Below are 17,377 nucleotides of genomic sequence, written 5' to 3'. Positions count from 1 at the left end.
AGCCATGAGCCAAGAACGCGTGCGCATATCGGTGGACCACGGCGTGGCCGAGGTGACCCTGGCCCGGCCCGACAAGATGAATGCGCTGGACCCCGCCATGTTCGACGCCCTGATCGACGCATTGGCACGGCTGCGGGACACGCCCGGGTTGCGCGCCGTGGTGCTGCATGGCGAGGGGCGCGCCTTCTGCGCGGGCCTGGACATGGGCAGCATGGCCGGCATTGCCGACGGCCAGCAGACGGCGGACATGACGGACCTGGCCGCGCGCACGCACGGCATTGCCAACCGCTTCCAGCAGATCTGCTGGGGCTGGCGCGAACTGCCGGTGCCCGTGATCGCCGCCGTGCACGGCGTGGCCTACGGCGGCGGCCTGCAGCTGGCGCTGGGCGCGGACATCCGCCTGGTGGCCGAGGATGCGCGGCTGTCCATCATGGAAATCAAGTGGGGACTGGTGCCCGACATGGCCGGCTGCGCGCTGGCCGCGCCGCTGGTGCGCGGCGATGTGCTGCGCGAGCTGGTCTACACGGGCCGCATCGTGCCCGGCCTCGAGGCCGTGGCCCTGGGCCTGGCCACGCGCGTGAGTTCCGCGCCGCTGGAGGAAGCGCGCCACCTGGCCCGCCAGATCGCGGCCAGCAGCCCGCACGCCATGCGCGCGTCCAAGCGCCTGATGCAGCTCAGCGAAACGGCATCGCCCCAGGACATCCTGCTGGCCGAGGCGCGCGAGCAGCAGGCCCTGCTGGGCAGTGCCAACCAGGCCGAAGCCGTGCGCGCAGGCCTGGAAAAACGGGCCCCGGTGTTCAGCGACCAAGGCCTTTAGACACCTCTTGAAACAACCACCGGACCCTGCCCACGGGTCCGCCGCGGCCATCCGTAATTACCCTTAATCGACGCCCTTTCGCCACTGCGCTGATTTTTTAGGCATTCCGTGGAAAGCCTTGCAGGGCGCGGATTCGGCAAGTTACACCCGGAGTTTTCCACAACTCCGTCCACATGCATCGGGGATAAAAACCTGGGGCCGAAGGGACATGCAGGAGCAGGCATACTTGACGGCTCGCCTCGGCCTCCCCCCCTTTCCCATGCCCCGCCTGCACGCCCCCAGCAAGGAAGACAGCCGCCTGCTGCCGCCTTTTTCCGCCCTGCCGGAACGCTGCATCCACGTGCCCGCCACCGACGCCGAATTCGCGGCCGCCCGCGCCGCGCTGATGGCCGCGCCCGTGCTCGGCTTCGATACCGAGAGCAAGCCTCTTTTCCACGCCAGCCAGACCGACACCGGCCCCCATGTGGTGCAGTTGGCCACCTGCGACCAGGCCTGGCTGCTGCAGCTGCACCATGCGCAGGCACGCGCGCTTGCGGCCGACGTGATGGCCAGCGAGGCCATCTGCAAGGCCGGCTTCGGGCTGGACCATGACCGCAGCGCGCTGCCCGCGCGCCTGGGCGTGGCGCTGAACAACGTGATCGACCTGGACCGCGTGTTCAAGCGCCATGGCTACGCCAGCTCGGTAGGCGTGCGCGCGGCCGTGGCTCTGGTGCTGGGGCAGAACTTCCAAAAGACCAAGAAGATCTCCACCTCCAACTGGGCTGCACCGCAGCTGAGCCTGGCCCAGCGCCACTATGCGGCCAACGACGCCCACGGCGCCGCCATGGTGCATGCCGCGCTGCCGGGCTGGGAGCTGCGCCAGCCGGCAGCGGCCCAGCGGCCTTCCAGGCCTGCGCTTGAACCGCGCGGGCCACGCGAGTCCAGCGCCCCGCAGACGCCGCAGACACCGCGTCCGCCCCGCACCGCTCGCCTGCTGCAGGCTGCGGTCGCGCCGGCCAAGTCCTAGAGCGTTTCCTCTTCCTTCACCAGCCGCACCCGGTCCCGGCCTGCGCGCTTGGCCTCGTAGAGCATGGCGTCGGCACGCGCGAGCGCCTGCTCCAGCGTCTGGCCCGGCGCCATCCAGGCCACGCCGAAGCTGGCGGTGATGCGCACCTCGTCGGGCAGCCCGCTGAAGCCCATCAGGCGCAGCTGGGTCTGTATGCGCCGGGTGATCGACTGCACGGCCAGAGGGTCCGCACGCGGCAGCAAGGCCACGAACTCTTCCCCGCCGAAGCGGGCCACCAGGTCCTGCTGGCGCGTGCTGCGCAGCAGCAGTCGCGCAAAGCGCTGCAGCACTTCGTCACCGGCCGCGTGGCCCCAGCCGTCGTTGACCCGCTTGAAATGGTCCAGATCACAGACCAGCACGGCGGCTGAAAGCTGAGGGTGCTCGGCCCGCCGGCGCTGCACCTCCTCCTTGAAGGCGCGCCGGTTCAGCAGCCCTGTCAGCGGATCGCGGTCGCGTTCCTCATGCAGCTCCTGCACGGTGTCGCGCACCGCCGCCGCCAGGAACACAATGGCGAACAGCAGGCCGAACACCAGCAGGCTCAGCTGCTTCGCCAGGCACGCGGAAGAAACGCCCAGCCATTCACTGGCCGCGTCGGCCGGTGGCGAGGCGCCAGGCGGTGTCAGCCACAGCGCACGAACGAAAAAGCTCAGCGCAAAGACCACGAACACCCCCAGCAGCAGCCGGTCCCAGTCCGTACCGGGATGCCTGCGCGGCAAACGCCACAGCGGCAGGGCCAGTTGCAGTCCCAGGCCGAAATTGAGCACATGCTGGCGCGCCTGCGCATCGGGAACGACCCAGGCGTAGTAGCCCAGCACCGCCAGCACTGCGCTGCCAAAGACAGCCGCCAGCGGCGCATCCGGTCGCACGCCCTGGCGCATGGCCATGGCCTCGGTGATGAACCAGGCCGCACACAGCTGCAGCGCGGCCGTGGCCAGCGCATTGACGGGCACGGCCGCAGGCCGCTCCAGGACCTGCAGCAGCAGCGCCAGGCTGAATCCGGTGAAGGCGAGGGACATGCTGCGCAACTCGCGCCGGGCACGCAGATGCCGCCAGCAGACATAGAAACAGCCGGCCAGCAGCGAGGTGCACAAGGGCACCGCCAGCGCCAGAAAATGTCTTGCTGTCAACGTCACCATCAACTCCCGAATGGAGTCTAGCGATCAGGTCACGTTACAACACGTTGTTAACAAAAATACACATTCACTCACGATCCTGGCAAAGCCAGGCCGGACATATCTGCGCACGGCAGAGGAGCAACCGGTCTGCGGCGTATATGTTCGTAACCAACGCATCGTTGGGCACCGGAGGCCGGCACGCCACAATGCCAACCGTCCTCCGCTTGTAAAACCTCAGGACTTACGCAAACAGGATGCGGGAACGCGCCGCTGCCCATGGCAAATGGCCCGCCCTGCCCTTCTTGCGTAAGCCGTCACCAGAAAGGCAATCTTCCATGCGCATCGAAACCCTGGCCGTCCACGCCGGCTACTCGCCCGACCCCACCACCAAGTCGGCCGCCGTGCCCATCTACCAGACCGTGGCCTATGCCTTCGACAGTGCACAGCATGGTGCCGACCTGTTCGACCTCAAGGTGGCCGGCAACATCTACACGCGCATCATGAACCCCACCACCGACGTGCTGGAAAAGCGCGTCGCGGCGCTGGAAGGAGGCATTGCCGCCGTGGCCGTGGCCTCGGGCATGGCAGCCATCACCTATGCCATCCAGGCCATCGCGGAGGCAGGCGACAACATCGTCTCGGCCAGCACGCTCTACGGCGGCACCTACAACCTGTTCGCCCACACCTTCCCGCAGCAGGGCATCACGGTGCGCTTTGCCGATCCGCGCGACCCGGCCAGCTTCGCCCAGCACATCGACGAAAAGACCAAGGCCATCTTCATCGAGTCCATCGGCAACCCGCTGGGCAATGTCACCGACATCCGCGCCCTGGCCGACGTGGCCCACGCCCATGGCGTGCCGCTGATCGTGGACAACACCGTGCCCAGCCCCTACCTGCTGCGCCCCATCGAGCATGGCGCCGACATCGTGGTGCACTCGCTGACCAAGTACCTGGGCGGCCACGGCAACAGCGTGGGCGGCGCCGTCGTGGACAGCGGCAAGTTCCCCTGGGCCGAGCACAAGGCCCGCTTCAAGCGCCTGAACGAGCCCGATGTCAGCTACCACGGCGTGGTCTACACCGAGGCCCTGGGCGAGGCAGCCTACATCGGCCGCGTGCGCGTGGTGCCGCTGCGCAATACCGGCGCCGCACTGTCGCCGCACAACGCCTTCCTCATCCTGCAGGGCATAGAGACGCTGGCCCTGCGCATGGACCGCATCTGCGAGAACACCCAGAAGATCGCCGAGACGCTGCAAAGGCATCCCAAGATCGAATGGGTGCGCTACGCCGGCCTGCAGGACCATCCCGACCACGCCCTGGTGAAGAAGCAGCTGGGCGGCCGCGCCTCGGGCATCCTGTCGTTCAGCCTCAGGAACGGCAGCGGCGACAGCGACACCCGCGCCGCCGGTGCGCGCTTCCTGGATGCGCTGCAGCTGTTCACGCGCCTGGTCAACATCGGCGACGCCAAGTCCCTGGCCACGCACCCCGCATCGACCACGCACCGCCAGCTCGACGCCGAGGAACTGGCCAAGGCCGGCGTCACCGAAGGCATGGTGCGCCTGTCCGTGGGCATCGAGCACATCAGCGACCTGCTGGCCGACCTGGAGCAGGCGCTGGACAAGGTCTGAGACGCCCTCAGCGCCTGCGCGAGCGCTCGCGCAGTTCCTGCGAGGAATAGAAGATCAGCGGGTCCGGCGTGCGCTGCGGATTGGCGCAGGGCTCGATGGCATGGCCGCGCGGCGGGGCGCAGCGGGCCAGGTCACGCAGCTGGGCCTGGGTTCGTTCGGCATGGCGCGCGGCGGTCTCTCCTTCGGAGGGGCGGCTGCCGGGCACGATCAGGCGCAGCTCCATCTTGCGGATGGCCGGCTCCACGGCGTAGGTGCCCTGGAACTGCAGCACCACGCGGCGCTCGGGCAGGTCCACCGTGGCCAGCACGGCACGCATGGGCACGGGAATCATCGCTCCCGACTGGTAGCGCACCAGCACGAAGGGCGCAAAGGGCTTGGGCAGCTTCAGCGCCAGCGTCTGGCCCTTGCCGTTTACATTGCCGTTACGCGCATCGGCACGCACGCGCAGCTGTCCGCCATCGGGCAGATAGCGGTCCAGCCGCCAGCCGGTGGCCACGCGCTGCGCGCCCACACAGGGCGCGTAGTAGTACTCGGTGGGGTCGGCATCCTTGCCCGTGTACAGCATCTGGGCGCCTTCATGCTCGGTCAGCGTCTTGATGGCCGCATCGGCGCCATCCGCCTGGGCGCCGACCAGCGTGCCGCCGCGCACGAACACGCCCGTATACGGGAACCAGGTGGTGCGCTGGTTGGCCACGGCGCCATAGGGCTTGCATTCGGTGGACATGCTCTGGTCCTGCATGTCGGCATGCGGGGCGACGGGCTCGCCGCCTTGGCCGCCGCCCTGGTCGGCCAGGGTCAGGCGGCCATCGGACTCGATGGTGAAGGTGGCCTTGGCCACCATGGAGTAGTAGCGGCCGGCTGCGTCTTCGCCGATCAGCAGCAGGCTGGGCAGGGGCGTGAGGTTGGCCACCTCGGGCTCGGCGCGCGGCGTGTCGGCCGGGGCCTGGGCAGGCACCTGGGGCCGGGGCTGCTCCTGTGGCTGGCTGGGCGCCGGAACCTGGGGCGGCGCAGTGGCGCAGCCGGCAAGGACCAGGGACAGCGGCATGGCAAGAACAAGCGAACGCAACAACATGGAACTCCCTCGGATCATTGAGGCCGACGATGCTACTGCATGCACCGGCGGGCGGCGCAATGCATGGGGATGCGGCAGGGGCAGGCTCAAGCCGGATCCCGCGCCAGCCGCAGGCCGGTCATCTGCCAGCGCGCCTGCGTGGGAAAGAAATTGCGGTAGCTGGCGCGCGCATGGCCTGGCGGCGTGAGGCAGGAGCCGCCCCGCAGCACATACTGGTTGACCATGAACTTGCCGTTGTATTCACCCACGGCGCCCTCCGCGATCTGGAAGCCCGGGTAGGCGCCGTAGGCGGACTGGGTCCATTCCCAGACCTCGCCCAGCGCAAGGCTGCCGGGCTGCATGGCGCGCGGGTGCACGGGGCCGGGAGGCTCGTCGTGCTCGGGGCGCTGCGCCATGGGCGCGGCAAAGGCCGCCTCCCATTCCGCCTCGGTAGGCAAGCGCGCACCGGCCCAGCGCGCATAGGCGTCGGCCTCGAAATACGAGATGTGGCAGACGGGGCGGCGCCCGTCCAGCGCCAGCGCGCCATGCAGGCTGAACTCCTGCCACGTGCCGTCCGATGCGCCATCCAACGCGCCGCCTGCATTGCGCCGCCAGTACCAGGGATGCTCCAGTTGCTGCGCGCAGCGCCAGTCCCAGCCTTCGGCCAGCCACCACTGCGGCTGGGCATAGCCGCCGTCCTCGACGAAGCGCAGGAACTCGGCATTGCTCACGGGCCGCTGCGCGATCTCGCAGCCTTGCACAAACACCTCGTGGCGCGGGCGCTCGTTGTCGAACGCAAAGCCCTCGCCGCCATGGCCCACGGCATGCATGCCACGCGGCACGGTCTGCCACTGCAGCGGGGCAGGCGTTCCATCTGCCGGCCCAGGCGCAGGCATGCCCTCTTCCTGCTCTCGATAGGCAGGCCACAGCGGGTGGCACGACAGCAGGTGCTTGATGTCGGTCAGCAGCAGTTCCTGGTGCTGCTGCTCATGCTGCAGGCCCAGCTCCAGCAGCGCGGCCAGACGCGCAGGCGGCTGCGTGCCCCAGTCCTCGAACATCTGCAGCATGCGCTGGTCCACCGCCTCGCGGTAGGCCAGCACCCGCGCCAGCGAGGGCCGGGTCAGCAGCCCGCGCTGGGCACGCGGATGCCGCGCACCCACCTGCTGGTAGTAGGAGTTGAACAGCACGCGGAAGTCGGGATCGAAGGGCGGCACGCCGGGCGCGTGCTCGGCCAGGACAAAGGTCTCGAAGAACCAGGTGGTATGCGCCAGATGCCATTTGGCAGGGCTGGCATCGGGCATGGACTGTACGCAGGCATCCTCGGCGGACAAGGGGGCGGCCAGCAGCACGGTGGTCTGGCGCACGGCCTCGTAGCGCTGCACCCAGCGGAAGACGGCGGGCATTTCACGCATGGGCATGGATCACGGCAAACCACTGGCGCTCATCGGTCCAGACCTGGCAGGCCCCGAAGCCCGCACAGGCCAGCATGTCCAGGAAGTCGGGCAGCGGGTATTTGTAGCTGTTCTCGGTGTGTATGGTCTCGCCGGCCGCGAAGTGCCGCAGCCCCTGGGGCCAGCCAACGATCAGCGGGCGCCGCGCGCGCAGGTGCATTTCGATGCGCGAGTGCTCGGTGTTGAAGAAGGCCACATGTTCCCAGTCGCCCTCGTTGAAGTCGCTGCCCAGCAGGTGGTTCACATGGCTGAGCAGGTTGAGGTTGAAGCGCGCCGTCACGCCCTGGGCATCGTCATAGGCAGGCTCCAGCCACTGTATGGGTTTGGGCAGGTCTATGCCGATCAGCAGCCCACCGTCGTCGCTGAGCAGGGCCCGCATCTGGCCCAGCATGCGCTGGGCCTGTTCAGGGTCGAAGTTACCTATGGACGAGCCCGGGTAGAACAGCAGCCGGCCGGCCTGCGGGATATAGGGCGGCAGGGCCAGCGGCTCGGTGATGTCGGCCGTGACGGCATGGGCCTGCAGCTGCGGAAACTCCTCGGCCAGGCGCCGCACGGACTGGCGCAGGAAGGCGCCCGCAATGTCCACGCCCACGAAGTGCCGTGGACGCAGGCTGCGGCACAGGCCGCGCACCTTTTCGCAATTGCCGGCGCCCAGCTCGATCAGCACCTCGCTGCCGCGCAGGGCCTCGGCCATGGCCGGACCGGAGTCGGCCAGGATGGCGGCCTCGGTGCGCGTGGGGTAGTACTCGGGCAGCCGCGTGATCTGCTCGAACAGGTCGCAGCCGCGTGAGTCATAGAGAAACTTGGGCGAGACCCGGGCCTGCGGCTGCATCAGCCCGTTCTGCAATTCGGCCAGGGTTGCTCGCAGGGCGCTGTCTGCCAGCTCCGGCGCAGCCTCTCTCCTGCCACCTTCGGCCGGTGGGCGCGGAGCCGAAGGCAGGGGCAGGGGCACGCGCTGGGCGCGCGACGCCAATGGAGGGGAAGACACGGAATGATCGTGGGCATACAGCATGGTGGGGGCCTCGCGTTGTGCGCCGACCGCCTCAGCATGGTGAATGCCGCGCCCCCGCCTTGCAGCGGGGAGCGGTCGCCAAGGGGGCGGGCAGCCAGAATGAAGCCTGCAAACTGGCGTCCCGCCTCGCAAGGCGCGCGCCGACAGGCCGAGGCACCAGCCTAGGCGCCCGCCCCAGGCACGCGGGTAGGACAGTTTCCAGCGAGCGTGTCTTTTTCATGACCTGCAGATCTGGTGCGCTGCAGCATGCCGGACGAAAAAAATCCGGTATGCCGCGAACGGCATACCGGACCAAGTACCCATCCTTGCCTCACTACGCGCTGCCGGATGAAGCAGCGCGTGCCTCGCTCATGATCCGAAGATCAGAAGCGATAGCCCAGTCCCACGCCAACCAGCACGGGGTTCACCTTGAAGGTGCCCACCTTGGTGCCGCCAGCGCGCACGTCCGTCTCGATGAAGACCTTCTTCACGTCGAAATTCAGCGACCAGTTCTTGTCCAGCGCATAGTCGAAGCCGATCTGCAGCGCGCCGCCAAAACTGTTCTTCTTGATGGAGGGGTTCAGCGCGGCCTGCACGGCGGGATCGAAGTTCACGCTGGAAAAGCGCGTGAAGTTGACACCGGCGCCCACGTAGGGCTTGAACGCGCCGAAATTGGTGAAGTGGTATTGCGCCAGCAGCGTGGGCGGCAGGTGCTTGAGGCTGCCGATCTGACCCAGGCCGTTGGCACGCAGGTCATGCTTTTGCGGGTAGGTCAGCACCAGCTCGGCCGCGATGTTGGGCGTGAAGAAGTAGGACACGTCCAGCTCGGGCATCCACTTGTCATTGATCGACAGGCCCAGGCCCGTGCTGTCCTTGTTGACGCTGTCCAGGTGGACGGCGCGCACGCGCACCATCCAGGGGCCTTCGGCCTGCTGCGCAAAGGCGGCACCCGACGACAGGGCGCAAACGGCAGCAACGGCGAGCAGAGTTCTTTTCATGATGGAGAGTCTTGGAGTAGCCCGGGGCAAATCCCGTAGCTGTATTGCAGCAGGGGCAGGCAAGGCCGGTCTTGTCCTAGCTCAAATCCGAAGGTGGGCGCCGTCGCATGGCCGGATCGCGTTGGATGCATGCAACGCCATGCGCGGCAGGCCAGTTGCGGCCAGGCTGCAGCCATTGCTCAAATAGAATGCGAATCATTATCAAATCCGCTTTCCCAGGAACCCGCTCCATGGCCGCCGCGCCTTCGCACCCCGATATCGCCCTGCTCTACAGCGACCACCACGGCTGGCTGGTGGGCTGGCTCAGGCGCAGGCTGGGCAATCCCTGCGATGCGGCCGACCTGGCCCAGGACACCTTCATTCGCGTGCTGGGCAAGCCCCAGTCCCTGCATGGCGTGCGCGAGCCGCGCGCCTGGCTCACCACCATCGCCAACGGCCTGGTCGTGGACCACACACGCCGCGCCGCGCTGGAGCGCGCCTGCCTGGACGCCATCGCCAGCCTGCCCGAGCCGCTGGCGCCCTCGGCCGAGGAGCGCCATCTGCTGATCGAATCCCTGGTGCGCATGGACAACCTGCTGGCCGGCCTGCCGCCCAAGGCCCGCAGCGCCTTTCTGCTCTCCCGCCTGGAAGGCCTGAGCTACCCGGAAATCGCCCTGCAGCTGGGCGTGTGCCTGAGCTCCGTCGAGAAATACATGGCCACCGCCATACGCCACTGCCTTGCCCTGCGCAGGGAACTGACGGCGTGAGCACAGACCAGGCCCCCCAGGCGCTGGAACAGGCCATTGCCTGGGCCGTGCGGCTGGCCTCCGGCACGGCCACCGATGCCGACCGCGCCGCCTGCCAGGCATGGCGCAGCAGCCACGCCGCGCACGAACAGGCCTGGCAACAGGTCCAGGCTGTGGAGGCCCAGTTCGCCCTGCCCGCCGGCCAGGCGGGCCTGGCCCACGGCGTGCTGCGGTCCGCCGGCCCAGGGCCGGCGCGAGGCCGGCGCGCAAGCCTGCAGCGGCTGCTGTTCCTGGGCCCCGCGGCCCTGCTGCTGGGATCCATGGCATGGCGCTGGGCTGCACCGCGCGAGCAGATCGCGCTGGACACGGCCATCGGTGAGCGCCGCAGCACGCTGCTGGCCGACGGCAGCCGCCTGCACCTGGCACCGGACACGCTGGTGCAGGTGGATTTCACCTTGCTGCGCCGCGTGGTCCGCCTGGCACGCGGCGAGATCTTCATCGACACCGGCAGCGACCCGCGCTCCCTCGCGGGCCGACGCTCCTTCTGGGTGGAAACGCCGCTGGCCCGCTTCGAGGCCCTGGGCACCAGCTTCGGCGTGCGCCACGAAAAACACCCGGACACGGCCACGCGCCTGTACGTCACCGAGGGCCGCGTGGCCATCCATGTCAGGGCGCTGGACGGCACTGCGCCAGGCCCCCTGGACGCCATCGTCGCCACCTCCGGCGAAACCCATGTGCTGCACGCCGGCCAGCACCGCCCTGTGCGCCTGCCCGACGAAGGCCTGGTGCCCGACGCATGGACCGACGGCGTACTGGTCGCCCGCCGCATGCGCCTGGACGCCTTCGTGACCGAGCTGTCACGCCAGACCGGCATGCCCATGGAATGTGCCGACGACGTGGCTGCCCTGCGTGTTTCAGGCGTATTCCAGCTGGACGGCCCGGATCCGGCGGGTCGTGCGCTGGCCGCCATTGCCCGCACGCTGCCTGTGCGTGTGGAGCGCGGACAAGGTGCGGCCAGCGGTGCCCGCAGCGCCAAGCGCCTGGTCAAAGCCTGAGCCGGAATTTTTTCAGGCAGTCATTACGGGTTTCACACCGCCCGTTCGGCATAGGAGCAAAGACATCGCTTTTCCTTTGCCGCTTCTCAAGGACTGCCTCCATGCCCAGCCTGCCCAGCACCCGCCGCGCCGCCCATCCACCCTCGTGCACACGCCCCACGGCGGTGGCTGCACAGGCCTTGATGCTGGGCCTGTTTATCACGCTGGGCCTGCCCATGACCGCCCTGGCCCAGAGCCCGAGCTCCGCCCCGGATGCCAGATCCATCCGGTTCGACCTGCCGGCCGGTGAACTGGAGACCAGCCTGCACAGCCTCGCGCGCCAGGCAGGCATCACCCTCTCGTTCGATCCAGCCCTGGTCCAGAACCGACAGTCGGCGGCGCTGAGCGGTACGCGCGGCGTGCACGAAGGGCTTGCCGCCCTGCTCGCCCCGCACCAGCTGCAGGCCACGCGCACGGCCGAAGGCGGCTGGGCCGTGCACCGTGCGCGGCCCGGGGCCGCGGCCGAGCATGCGCTGCCCACCGTGAACGTGCTGGCCGATGCCGAGCATGAAAGCGCCTGGGGCGCCGTGCCCGGCTACGGGCCGCGCCGCAGCGCCTCGGCCATGAAGATGGATGTGCCGCTGCTGGAGACGCCGCAGCAGGTCAGCATCATCGGCGAGGCCCAGATCCGCGACCAGGCCATCTCCAGCGTGGCCGAAGCCGTGCGCTACAGCGCGGGCGTGCGTCCCATGGACTACGGCATCACCGATGACGACGTGGCCGTGCGCGGTTTCTATCTGACGGGCACGGGCCTGTACCGGGACGGCATGCGCATGGTCCACAACGGCTTCATGACCAACCTGGAGCCGTATGGACTGGAGCGGCTGGAAGTCGTGCACGGCCCGGCCTCGGTGCTGTACGGCCAGTCCGCGCCCGGCGGCCTGATCAATGCCGTCACCAAGCGCCCGCGCGCCGGCATGCAGCGCGAAGTGGGCGTGGAGTTCGGCAGCCACGACCGGCGCCAGCTCACGGCCGACATCGGTGGCGCCATCAATGAACAGGGCACGGCGCTGGCACGGCTGACCGTGCTCAAGCGCGAATCGGGCACGCAGTGGAACGGCCTGCGCGCCGACCGCAGCTACATCGCCCCCTCCTTCACACTGCTGGGCGAGCGCACCAGCCTCACCCTGCTGGCGCAGTACCAGGAGGACGAAACCGGCTTCGTCATCCCCTACTACCGCCAGACGCCTGCGGGCTGGTCGGCCACGGACATCAACGTCAGCGGTCCGGGATCTGGCCACCACAAGCGCAACGCCAGCGTGGGCTGGCTGCTGGAGCACCGGCTGAACGACCAGCTCACGCTGCGCAACAACCTGCGCTACCTGGATGGCCGCAACGACCGGCGCGAGATGCGCAACCGGGGCCTGACGGCCGACCAGCGCGGCATGGCACGCCTGGCCATGGTGCGGCCCGACGCCGAACAGACCTGGGTCATGGACACGCAGATCGAAGGCCGCCACCGGACGGGTGCCGTCTCGCACCAGTGGGCCGTGGGCTTCGACTACTACCGCTCCAGGCTCGACTGGCGCATCTACTCGCTCAACGGCGCCGTGGCGCCGCTGGACCTGGTCAACCCCATCCACATCGCGCCGAACTGGGATGACAACTACCTCAGCGACCGCGCGCTGGCACGCACGCACCAGGCGGGCCTGTACGTGCAGGACCAGATCAAGTTCGGCGAGCGCTGGGTGCTCAGCGCCGGCCTGCGCCGCGACAGCGCACGCATAGACACCGACTACGACGCGCGCGCCGCAGCCACCGCGCCCTTCGCCATCACCACCGTGCGCCGCACCGACAGCGCCGTCACCGGGCGGCTGGGCCTGATCTACCTGGCGCCCAGCGGCCTGGCGCCCTATGTGTCCTTCAACAACTCCTTCCAGCCGCCGCTGACCACGGTCACGGCCACCGACGCCAACGGCAGGCCCTACGAGCCCGAGACCGCGCGCCAGTTCGAGGCCGGCCTGCGCTACGCGCCGCCGTCGGCCGGCTACACGCTCAGCGCCGCAGTGTTCGACCTGCGCAAGCGCAATGTGCGCACGCCATCCACACTCAACCCGCGCTTCGACGTGCAGACCGGCGAAGTGCGCAACCGGGGGCTGGAACTGCAGGCCCAGGGCGAGATCGGCGGCGGCTTCTCGGCCATTGCGGCCTATACCTACCTCGACTCCAGGGTCACGCGCAGCAACAACGCCATCGAGATCGGCGCGCGCCCCGGCGCCACGCCGCGCCATGCCGCATCGCTGTGGGGCAAGTACCAGCGCGGCGCCCTGGAGCTGGGCCTGGGCCTGCGCCACATCAGCGCCACGCCTGGCGAGCTGCCCATGGACGGCGTGAAGACCCCCATGAACGACGCCTACACGCTGTGGGACGCCATGGCCGCCTACACCACCGGCCCGTGGCGCTTCTCGGTCAACCTCAGCAACCTCACCGACAGGCAGTACCGCACGCAATGCAACACCTTCCGTGGCGGCGCGCAATTTTGCGCGCTGGGCTTCGGGCGCGAGGTGCGTGTGGCGGCGGCCTATCGGTTCTGAGTGCCGCCATTGCTGCCCGCCAGGGCGGGAGCAATGCAGGCCCCCGCTCTTGGAACAACGCCCGGCGGAGAGCAACAGACAGCCCACTCGGCATGCATCTGCAGCACGCTCGGTGCAGCTTGCATCCAGCACAGCGCATCGCGGACCTGCTCGTCTGGATCGGATGGCGTTGGATGCATGCAACGCATTGCGCGGCAGGCCAGCGGCCACCGATGTGTGATGCCGGGTTCTAGGTGCGAGGCCGTGGCTGCGGCTTACTGGTTCTCGGCGCGGCCATTGCTGCCGGCCAGGAGGGCCTCCGTGCAGGCCCCGCCCTCGGCAAAACGCCTGGCGGACAGCAACAGATAGCTCACCGCGTAGAGGATGGGATCGTCGTTGTCGTCGCCATGGAGCCGCCCGACCAGGGCGATGATCCGCCGCAGGTTCAGAGACAGATCGTTCAGCAGGCAGACCACCGGCGCGGCCATGTGCACCAGGCCCGCCGTATGGTGGGCCTCTTCGTGGTAGCGGTGCAGCAGATCACGGATAGCAGAGATTTCCGGGCTTTGCACGCGCTCGGCATGCATCTCCAGCACGCTCAGTGCAGCGCCCATCTGGCACAGCGCATCGTTGACCTGCTCTTCGCAATCGCATGGCATTGCGCCGTCGCAGTTGCATTGGTGCATTGACTACGTCCTCCCCCTGATTTGCGTGAACTCTTGCCAAGGCTTTTTTGGCGCGCGCCAACATATTTGGCTCAATCTATCGAAGCCAATGATTTTGCTGAATATATTCAACAAATCACCAATTGCCTAGAGCGAACCTTGCTGAATATTTTGAGCAAGCAACGTGGAACCAGATCAGGCATTCGGACAGGCGCTGCGCAGCCTGAGAACAAAGCGCAATTGGTCGCAGACAGACTTGGCTCTGCGCGCAGACATGGACCGTTCTTATGTGTCGTTGATAGAGTTGGGCCGCAACAGCCCAAGCATCCGCATGCTGTTTCAGCTTTGCGATGCCCTGGACATCACGCCGTCTGCATTGATCAAGGATGTGGAGAAGCGCATGAAGGTGATCGGTCAGGGCAGTGACCCGGCCGGCGATTGACGGCTCCTTTCGACAGGACAGGAAGCCGGGCGCTGTAACACCCCGGACCGGCATAAGCAAAGACGCAGATGCCGCTTGCACGCCCCTGCAATACGCACTAACTTGGAGGGCCGGCCCGGCCATCGGCGTCGACGGCAGAATCTGCCCGTATCCCACCCCTACCCGTCTCTTTCATGACCACCCTCAAGCTCTACTACGCTCCCGGCACCTGCGCCCTGGCCGCCCGCATCGCCCTGATCGAGGCCAATGCGCCCCATGAAGTCGTCAAGCTCGATTTCTCCAAGGGCGAGCAGCGCAGCCCCGAATACCTGGCCATCAATCCCAAGGGCCGCGTGCCCGCCCTGGTAACCGAGCGCGGCGTGCTCACCGAAACGCCGGCCCTGCTCGCCTATATTGCCCGGCGCTTTCCCGAAGCCCGGCTTGCCCCGCTGGACGATGCCTATGCCTTCGCCCACATGCAGGAGTTCCACGGCTACCTGTCCTCCACCGTGCACGTGGCCCACGCCCACGGCCGGCGCGCAGGCCGCTGGGCCGATGACGAGCCGGCCATTGCCTCCATGCAGCGCAAGGTGGCAGCCAACATGGCCGAATGCTTTGGCGTGATAGAGCGCCACTACCTGGGCGACGCGCCCTGGGTGCTGGGCTCCGACTATTCCGTGGCCGACGCCTATCTGTTCACCATTGCCGGCTGGCTGGAGGGCGACGGCGTGGACATCGCCGGCTTCCCCAAGGTGCAGGCGCACTTCAAGCGCATGGGCGAGCGCGCTGCCGTGCGCGGGGCGCTGGGGAGCTGAGGGGGGAGGCTGCCCGCGGCCTGCGATGGCCGCGCTCAGCCAAACAGATCGCTGTGGGTTCCAAGGCGCTTGAAGATGACGATCTCCATGTCCTTGGCTTCGGGATGCGGATCAATGCGATAGATCAGCAGGAAGTCCCCTCCCAGATGGATATCCCGATCGCCCGCGTCCCATTCATCGTCGGCGATCAAGGCGTGATCGCTCCACTGCGCCGCCAGCACCTGCTGCGCCGTGTGGGCAATGAGCAGGCCGCCGACCTGGTTCACCAGTGTCATGTCGTAACGGCCTGATGCCGCCATGCGCTGGTAGTCCTTCCTGAAGGTCTTGGTGTACGCGATGGTGCGCAGCCTGCAGCCCTTCTTGCCGGCCATCAGGCTTCATCCTTTTCCATGGCCTGCAGCATGGCTTCAACAGAGGCATGTCCAGGTTCACCGCCTCTGGCGATTTCTCTCGCCTCCAAAGTGGCCTGCCGATTTGTCTCGCGACGCAGCCGCATCGCCTGCACCTGCTCCGCCGTCAGCCGCAGGTCAAAGGGAATCCCGTTGTGCAGCACAACGCCCTGCAGAAACATGCGCACGGCGGCGTTCACATCCATGCCCAGCGTAGAAAGTATGTCGGCAGCGCTGTCGTAGATCTTGTCATCTACGGTAGTACGGATGATGGTCATTTTTTGCTCCTTTGAGGTCACTTGCCGACATATTCTAGGCAATCTCAAATCAACTGTTGCTGCAACCTTCCACACGCATTCACTTGCAAAAACAAAAAACCAGACAGCCATTCGTAAATTTCCCTTGGCAGTCCACCAAGCCCCAGACCTCTACCGCCGCCCCCAAGCCTTGCCTAAAGTCGCCAGGACAGGCAGGGGCGTTGCGCAAGGCGGCGCCTTTTCGCCATTCCAGAAACGACGGATTCAGACGACAGGGTGGAGCATGCAAAGACAAGCCAGGGTGATTGCCATCAACAACCAGACAGGGCTCATCGGTCTGCAGCCGGAGGGAGAAGACAGCTGCGTGCTGGCGCAGCAGCTCGACACCCGCCCCGTGAATACGGGCCAGATGCTGTCAGGGGAGATGGACAGCGTGGGCATGGAGACGTTTGTGAACGCGCAGACGCAGGACCGCATCGAGGTCTTTGTCGAGGCCTACGGGCTGTCTGCGGAGGCCGTGGAGCTGGCGATGCGCTGAGTGGGCCGGCCAGCGAAGGTGCGGGTGCCGGTCTCAAGGCCGCGCCCACTGCGCCAGCGTGTGCCGCGCCAGCGCCTCGACATCCAGCGGAGACCGGGGGTCCACCGCCAGCTCTCCCAGCATCACCATGGCCTCGGGAATCTGGTTGCGCTCGCGCAGCAGCAGGGCCTTGTTCAGCAGCAGAAAGCCGCGGGTCTGGGCATCGGGGTCGGCCTTCAGGCCGCTGTCCAGCAGGGCAAGGCATTGGTCGGGGTCGTCCTCCATCAGGGCGGCTGTCTTCCAGGCGGGGGCGAAGCCAGGGGTTTCGCGGGTCATGGCCAGGGCGGCCTGGCGCACCTTGCTCCTGTCGGTCTCCCACTCCAGGGCGAGGTAGCGCAGATAGGTGCCTTGCGGGAGCTTGCCATCGCGCTCCATGCGCAGGCTGTGCACGGCCGTCTTGGCCATGAAGAAACCCCTGGGAGCCATTGCATCCACGCGCCGGTAGTGGCGATAGGCCGCATCAAAGTCCTTTTGCAGCAGGTAGGTGAATGCGGCGTCGTAGACGGGATAAGGCCAGTCCGGCGCCAGCTTCGAGGCGGTCTCGAAATGCGCCAGCGCAGCCCGGTTGTCACCGCGCTGCCCTGCGGCGCGGCCCAGGGCATGGGCATCGCGTGCCGCCTGGCTGACGGGTGTGGCGCGGGGCAGTTCCCAGCTGAAACGGCCATCGGCCTTGTCCAGGTCGCTGCGCTTGAGCACGCGGCCGGCGCTGTCCTTGAAGACGATGTCGTCGGCTGCCATGGCGGGCGCTGGCGCCAGCAGCTGCAGTGCCAGGGCCATGGCGGCAAGCAAGGGGAGCTTCATGGTGTGCTGAGCGTGGTTCGGGAAAGC

The 17,377-nt window shown here is 67.6% G+C and carries 18 protein-coding genes; 9 read left to right on the top strand and 9 right to left on the bottom strand.

Going from position 1 to position 17,377, the window contains the following annotated elements:
• Positions 1–4 precede the first annotated feature (4 nt).
• Positions 5–817: a crotonase/enoyl-CoA hydratase family protein gene (locus AAN986_RS09135; protein WP_047218394.1), complete on the top strand. Its 813-nt coding sequence runs from the start codon at positions 5–7 to the stop codon at positions 815–817.
• A gap of 259 nt (positions 818–1,076) precedes the next feature.
• Positions 1,077–1,823 carry a 3'-5' exonuclease gene (locus tag AAN986_RS09130; protein WP_047218423.1) on the top strand — a complete coding sequence of 249 codons (747 nt, stop codon included), beginning with the start codon at positions 1,077–1,079 and terminating at the stop codon, positions 1,821–1,823.
• On the opposite strand, the gene AAN986_RS09125 is transcribed toward AAN986_RS09130, so the two are convergent.
• A complete protein-coding gene (locus AAN986_RS09125; protein WP_026062628.1) occupies positions 1,820–2,998 on the bottom strand; it encodes a GGDEF domain-containing protein in 1,179 nt (392 codons plus the stop codon). The genes AAN986_RS09130 and AAN986_RS09125 overlap by 4 nt on opposite strands.
• 314 nt (positions 2,999–3,312) lie before the next feature.
• Here AAN986_RS09125 and AAN986_RS09120 point away from each other — a divergent pair, with 314 nt between their 5' ends.
• Positions 3,313–4,602, top strand: coding sequence for an aminotransferase class I/II-fold pyridoxal phosphate-dependent enzyme (locus AAN986_RS09120; RefSeq protein ID WP_016449204.1), 1,290 nt, complete (start codon positions 3,313–3,315; stop codon positions 4,600–4,602).
• Positions 4,603–4,609: 7 nt separating this feature from the next.
• Here the strand turns inward: AAN986_RS09120 and AAN986_RS09115 are convergent, their stop codons facing one another.
• From AAN986_RS09115 to AAN986_RS09100, 4 genes are all read right to left on the bottom strand, one after another.
• A complete protein-coding gene (locus tag AAN986_RS09115) occupies positions 4,610–5,674 on the bottom strand; it encodes a hypothetical protein (RefSeq protein WP_349335611.1) in 1,065 nt (354 codons plus the stop codon).
• Positions 5,675–5,760: 86 nt separating this feature from the next.
• Positions 5,761–7,071 carry an ergothioneine biosynthesis protein EgtB gene (egtB, locus tag AAN986_RS09110; protein WP_046241878.1) on the bottom strand — a complete coding sequence of 437 codons (1,311 nt, stop codon included), beginning with the start codon at positions 7,069–7,071 and terminating at the stop codon, positions 5,761–5,763.
• Complete coding sequence (gene egtD, locus AAN986_RS09105; protein ID WP_047218392.1) at positions 7,058–8,116, bottom strand: L-histidine N(alpha)-methyltransferase; 1,059 nt, start codon at positions 8,114–8,116, stop codon at positions 7,058–7,060. The genes egtB and egtD overlap by 14 nt, the downstream gene beginning before the upstream one ends.
• 362 nt (positions 8,117–8,478) lie before the next feature.
• Entirely contained in the window at positions 8,479–9,093 is a 615-nt protein-coding gene (locus AAN986_RS09100; protein ID WP_016449200.1) for an OmpW family protein, read from the bottom strand.
• 230 nt (positions 9,094–9,323) lie between these two features.
• Here AAN986_RS09100 and AAN986_RS09095 point away from each other — a divergent pair, with 230 nt between their 5' ends.
• From AAN986_RS09095 to AAN986_RS09085, 3 genes are all read left to right on the top strand, one after another.
• Positions 9,324–9,839, top strand: a complete 516-nt coding sequence (locus AAN986_RS09095) for a sigma-70 family RNA polymerase sigma factor (RefSeq protein WP_016451386.1) — start codon at positions 9,324–9,326, stop codon at positions 9,837–9,839.
• Positions 9,836–10,873 (top strand): FecR domain-containing protein, encoded by a 1,038-nt coding sequence (locus AAN986_RS09090; RefSeq protein WP_047218391.1) that lies wholly within the window; start codon positions 9,836–9,838, stop codon positions 10,871–10,873. Before AAN986_RS09095 ends, AAN986_RS09090 begins: the two co-directional genes overlap by 4 nt.
• A gap of 101 nt (positions 10,874–10,974) precedes the next feature.
• A complete protein-coding gene (locus AAN986_RS09085; RefSeq protein WP_047218390.1) occupies positions 10,975–13,446 on the top strand; it encodes a TonB-dependent siderophore receptor in 2,472 nt (823 codons plus the stop codon).
• A 254-nt stretch (positions 13,447–13,700) separates the two neighbouring features.
• On the opposite strand, the gene AAN986_RS09080 is transcribed toward AAN986_RS09085, so the two are convergent.
• Entirely contained in the window at positions 13,701–14,084 is a 384-nt protein-coding gene (locus tag AAN986_RS09080) for a hypothetical protein (protein ID WP_052862704.1), read from the bottom strand.
• Between the two features lie 190 nt (positions 14,085–14,274).
• On the opposite strand from AAN986_RS09080, the gene AAN986_RS09075 reads away from it, so the two are divergent.
• Entirely contained in the window at positions 14,275–14,532 is a 258-nt protein-coding gene (locus AAN986_RS09075) for a helix-turn-helix transcriptional regulator (protein ID WP_034396000.1), read from the top strand.
• Positions 14,533–14,705: 173 nt separating this feature from the next.
• Positions 14,706–15,326, top strand: coding sequence for a glutathione S-transferase family protein (locus AAN986_RS09070; protein WP_047218388.1), 621 nt, complete (start codon positions 14,706–14,708; stop codon positions 15,324–15,326).
• A gap of 35 nt (positions 15,327–15,361) precedes the next feature.
• Here the strand turns inward: AAN986_RS09070 and AAN986_RS09065 are convergent, their stop codons facing one another.
• Together AAN986_RS09065 and AAN986_RS09060 are read right to left on the bottom strand one after the other, a co-directional pair.
• Positions 15,362–15,697, bottom strand: coding sequence for a type II toxin-antitoxin system YafQ family toxin (locus tag AAN986_RS09065; protein WP_047218387.1), 336 nt, complete (start codon positions 15,695–15,697; stop codon positions 15,362–15,364).
• Positions 15,697–15,993, bottom strand: a complete 297-nt coding sequence (locus AAN986_RS09060; protein WP_016449193.1) for a type II toxin-antitoxin system RelB/DinJ family antitoxin — start codon at positions 15,991–15,993, stop codon at positions 15,697–15,699. The genes AAN986_RS09065 and AAN986_RS09060 overlap by 1 nt, the downstream gene beginning before the upstream one ends.
• A gap of 262 nt (positions 15,994–16,255) precedes the next feature.
• Here AAN986_RS09060 and AAN986_RS09055 point away from each other — a divergent pair, with 262 nt between their 5' ends.
• Complete coding sequence (locus AAN986_RS09055; RefSeq protein ID WP_016451380.1) at positions 16,256–16,510, top strand: hypothetical protein; 255 nt, start codon at positions 16,256–16,258, stop codon at positions 16,508–16,510.
• Positions 16,511–16,543: 33 nt separating this feature from the next.
• Here AAN986_RS09055 and AAN986_RS09050 read toward each other — a convergent pair whose 3' ends face one another.
• Positions 16,544–17,350: a hypothetical protein gene (locus AAN986_RS09050; protein WP_047218386.1), complete on the bottom strand. Its 807-nt coding sequence runs from the start codon at positions 17,348–17,350 to the stop codon at positions 16,544–16,546.
• Positions 17,351–17,377: the final 27 nt, after the last annotated feature.

This window comes from Delftia sp. DS1230 (assembly GCF_040112715.1).
GTDB lineage: Bacteria > Pseudomonadota > Gammaproteobacteria > Burkholderiales > Burkholderiaceae_C > Comamonas > Comamonas tsuruhatensis.
Note: the sequence above shows the minus strand (reverse complement) of the source record. Positions and strands in the feature narration are given on the sequence as shown.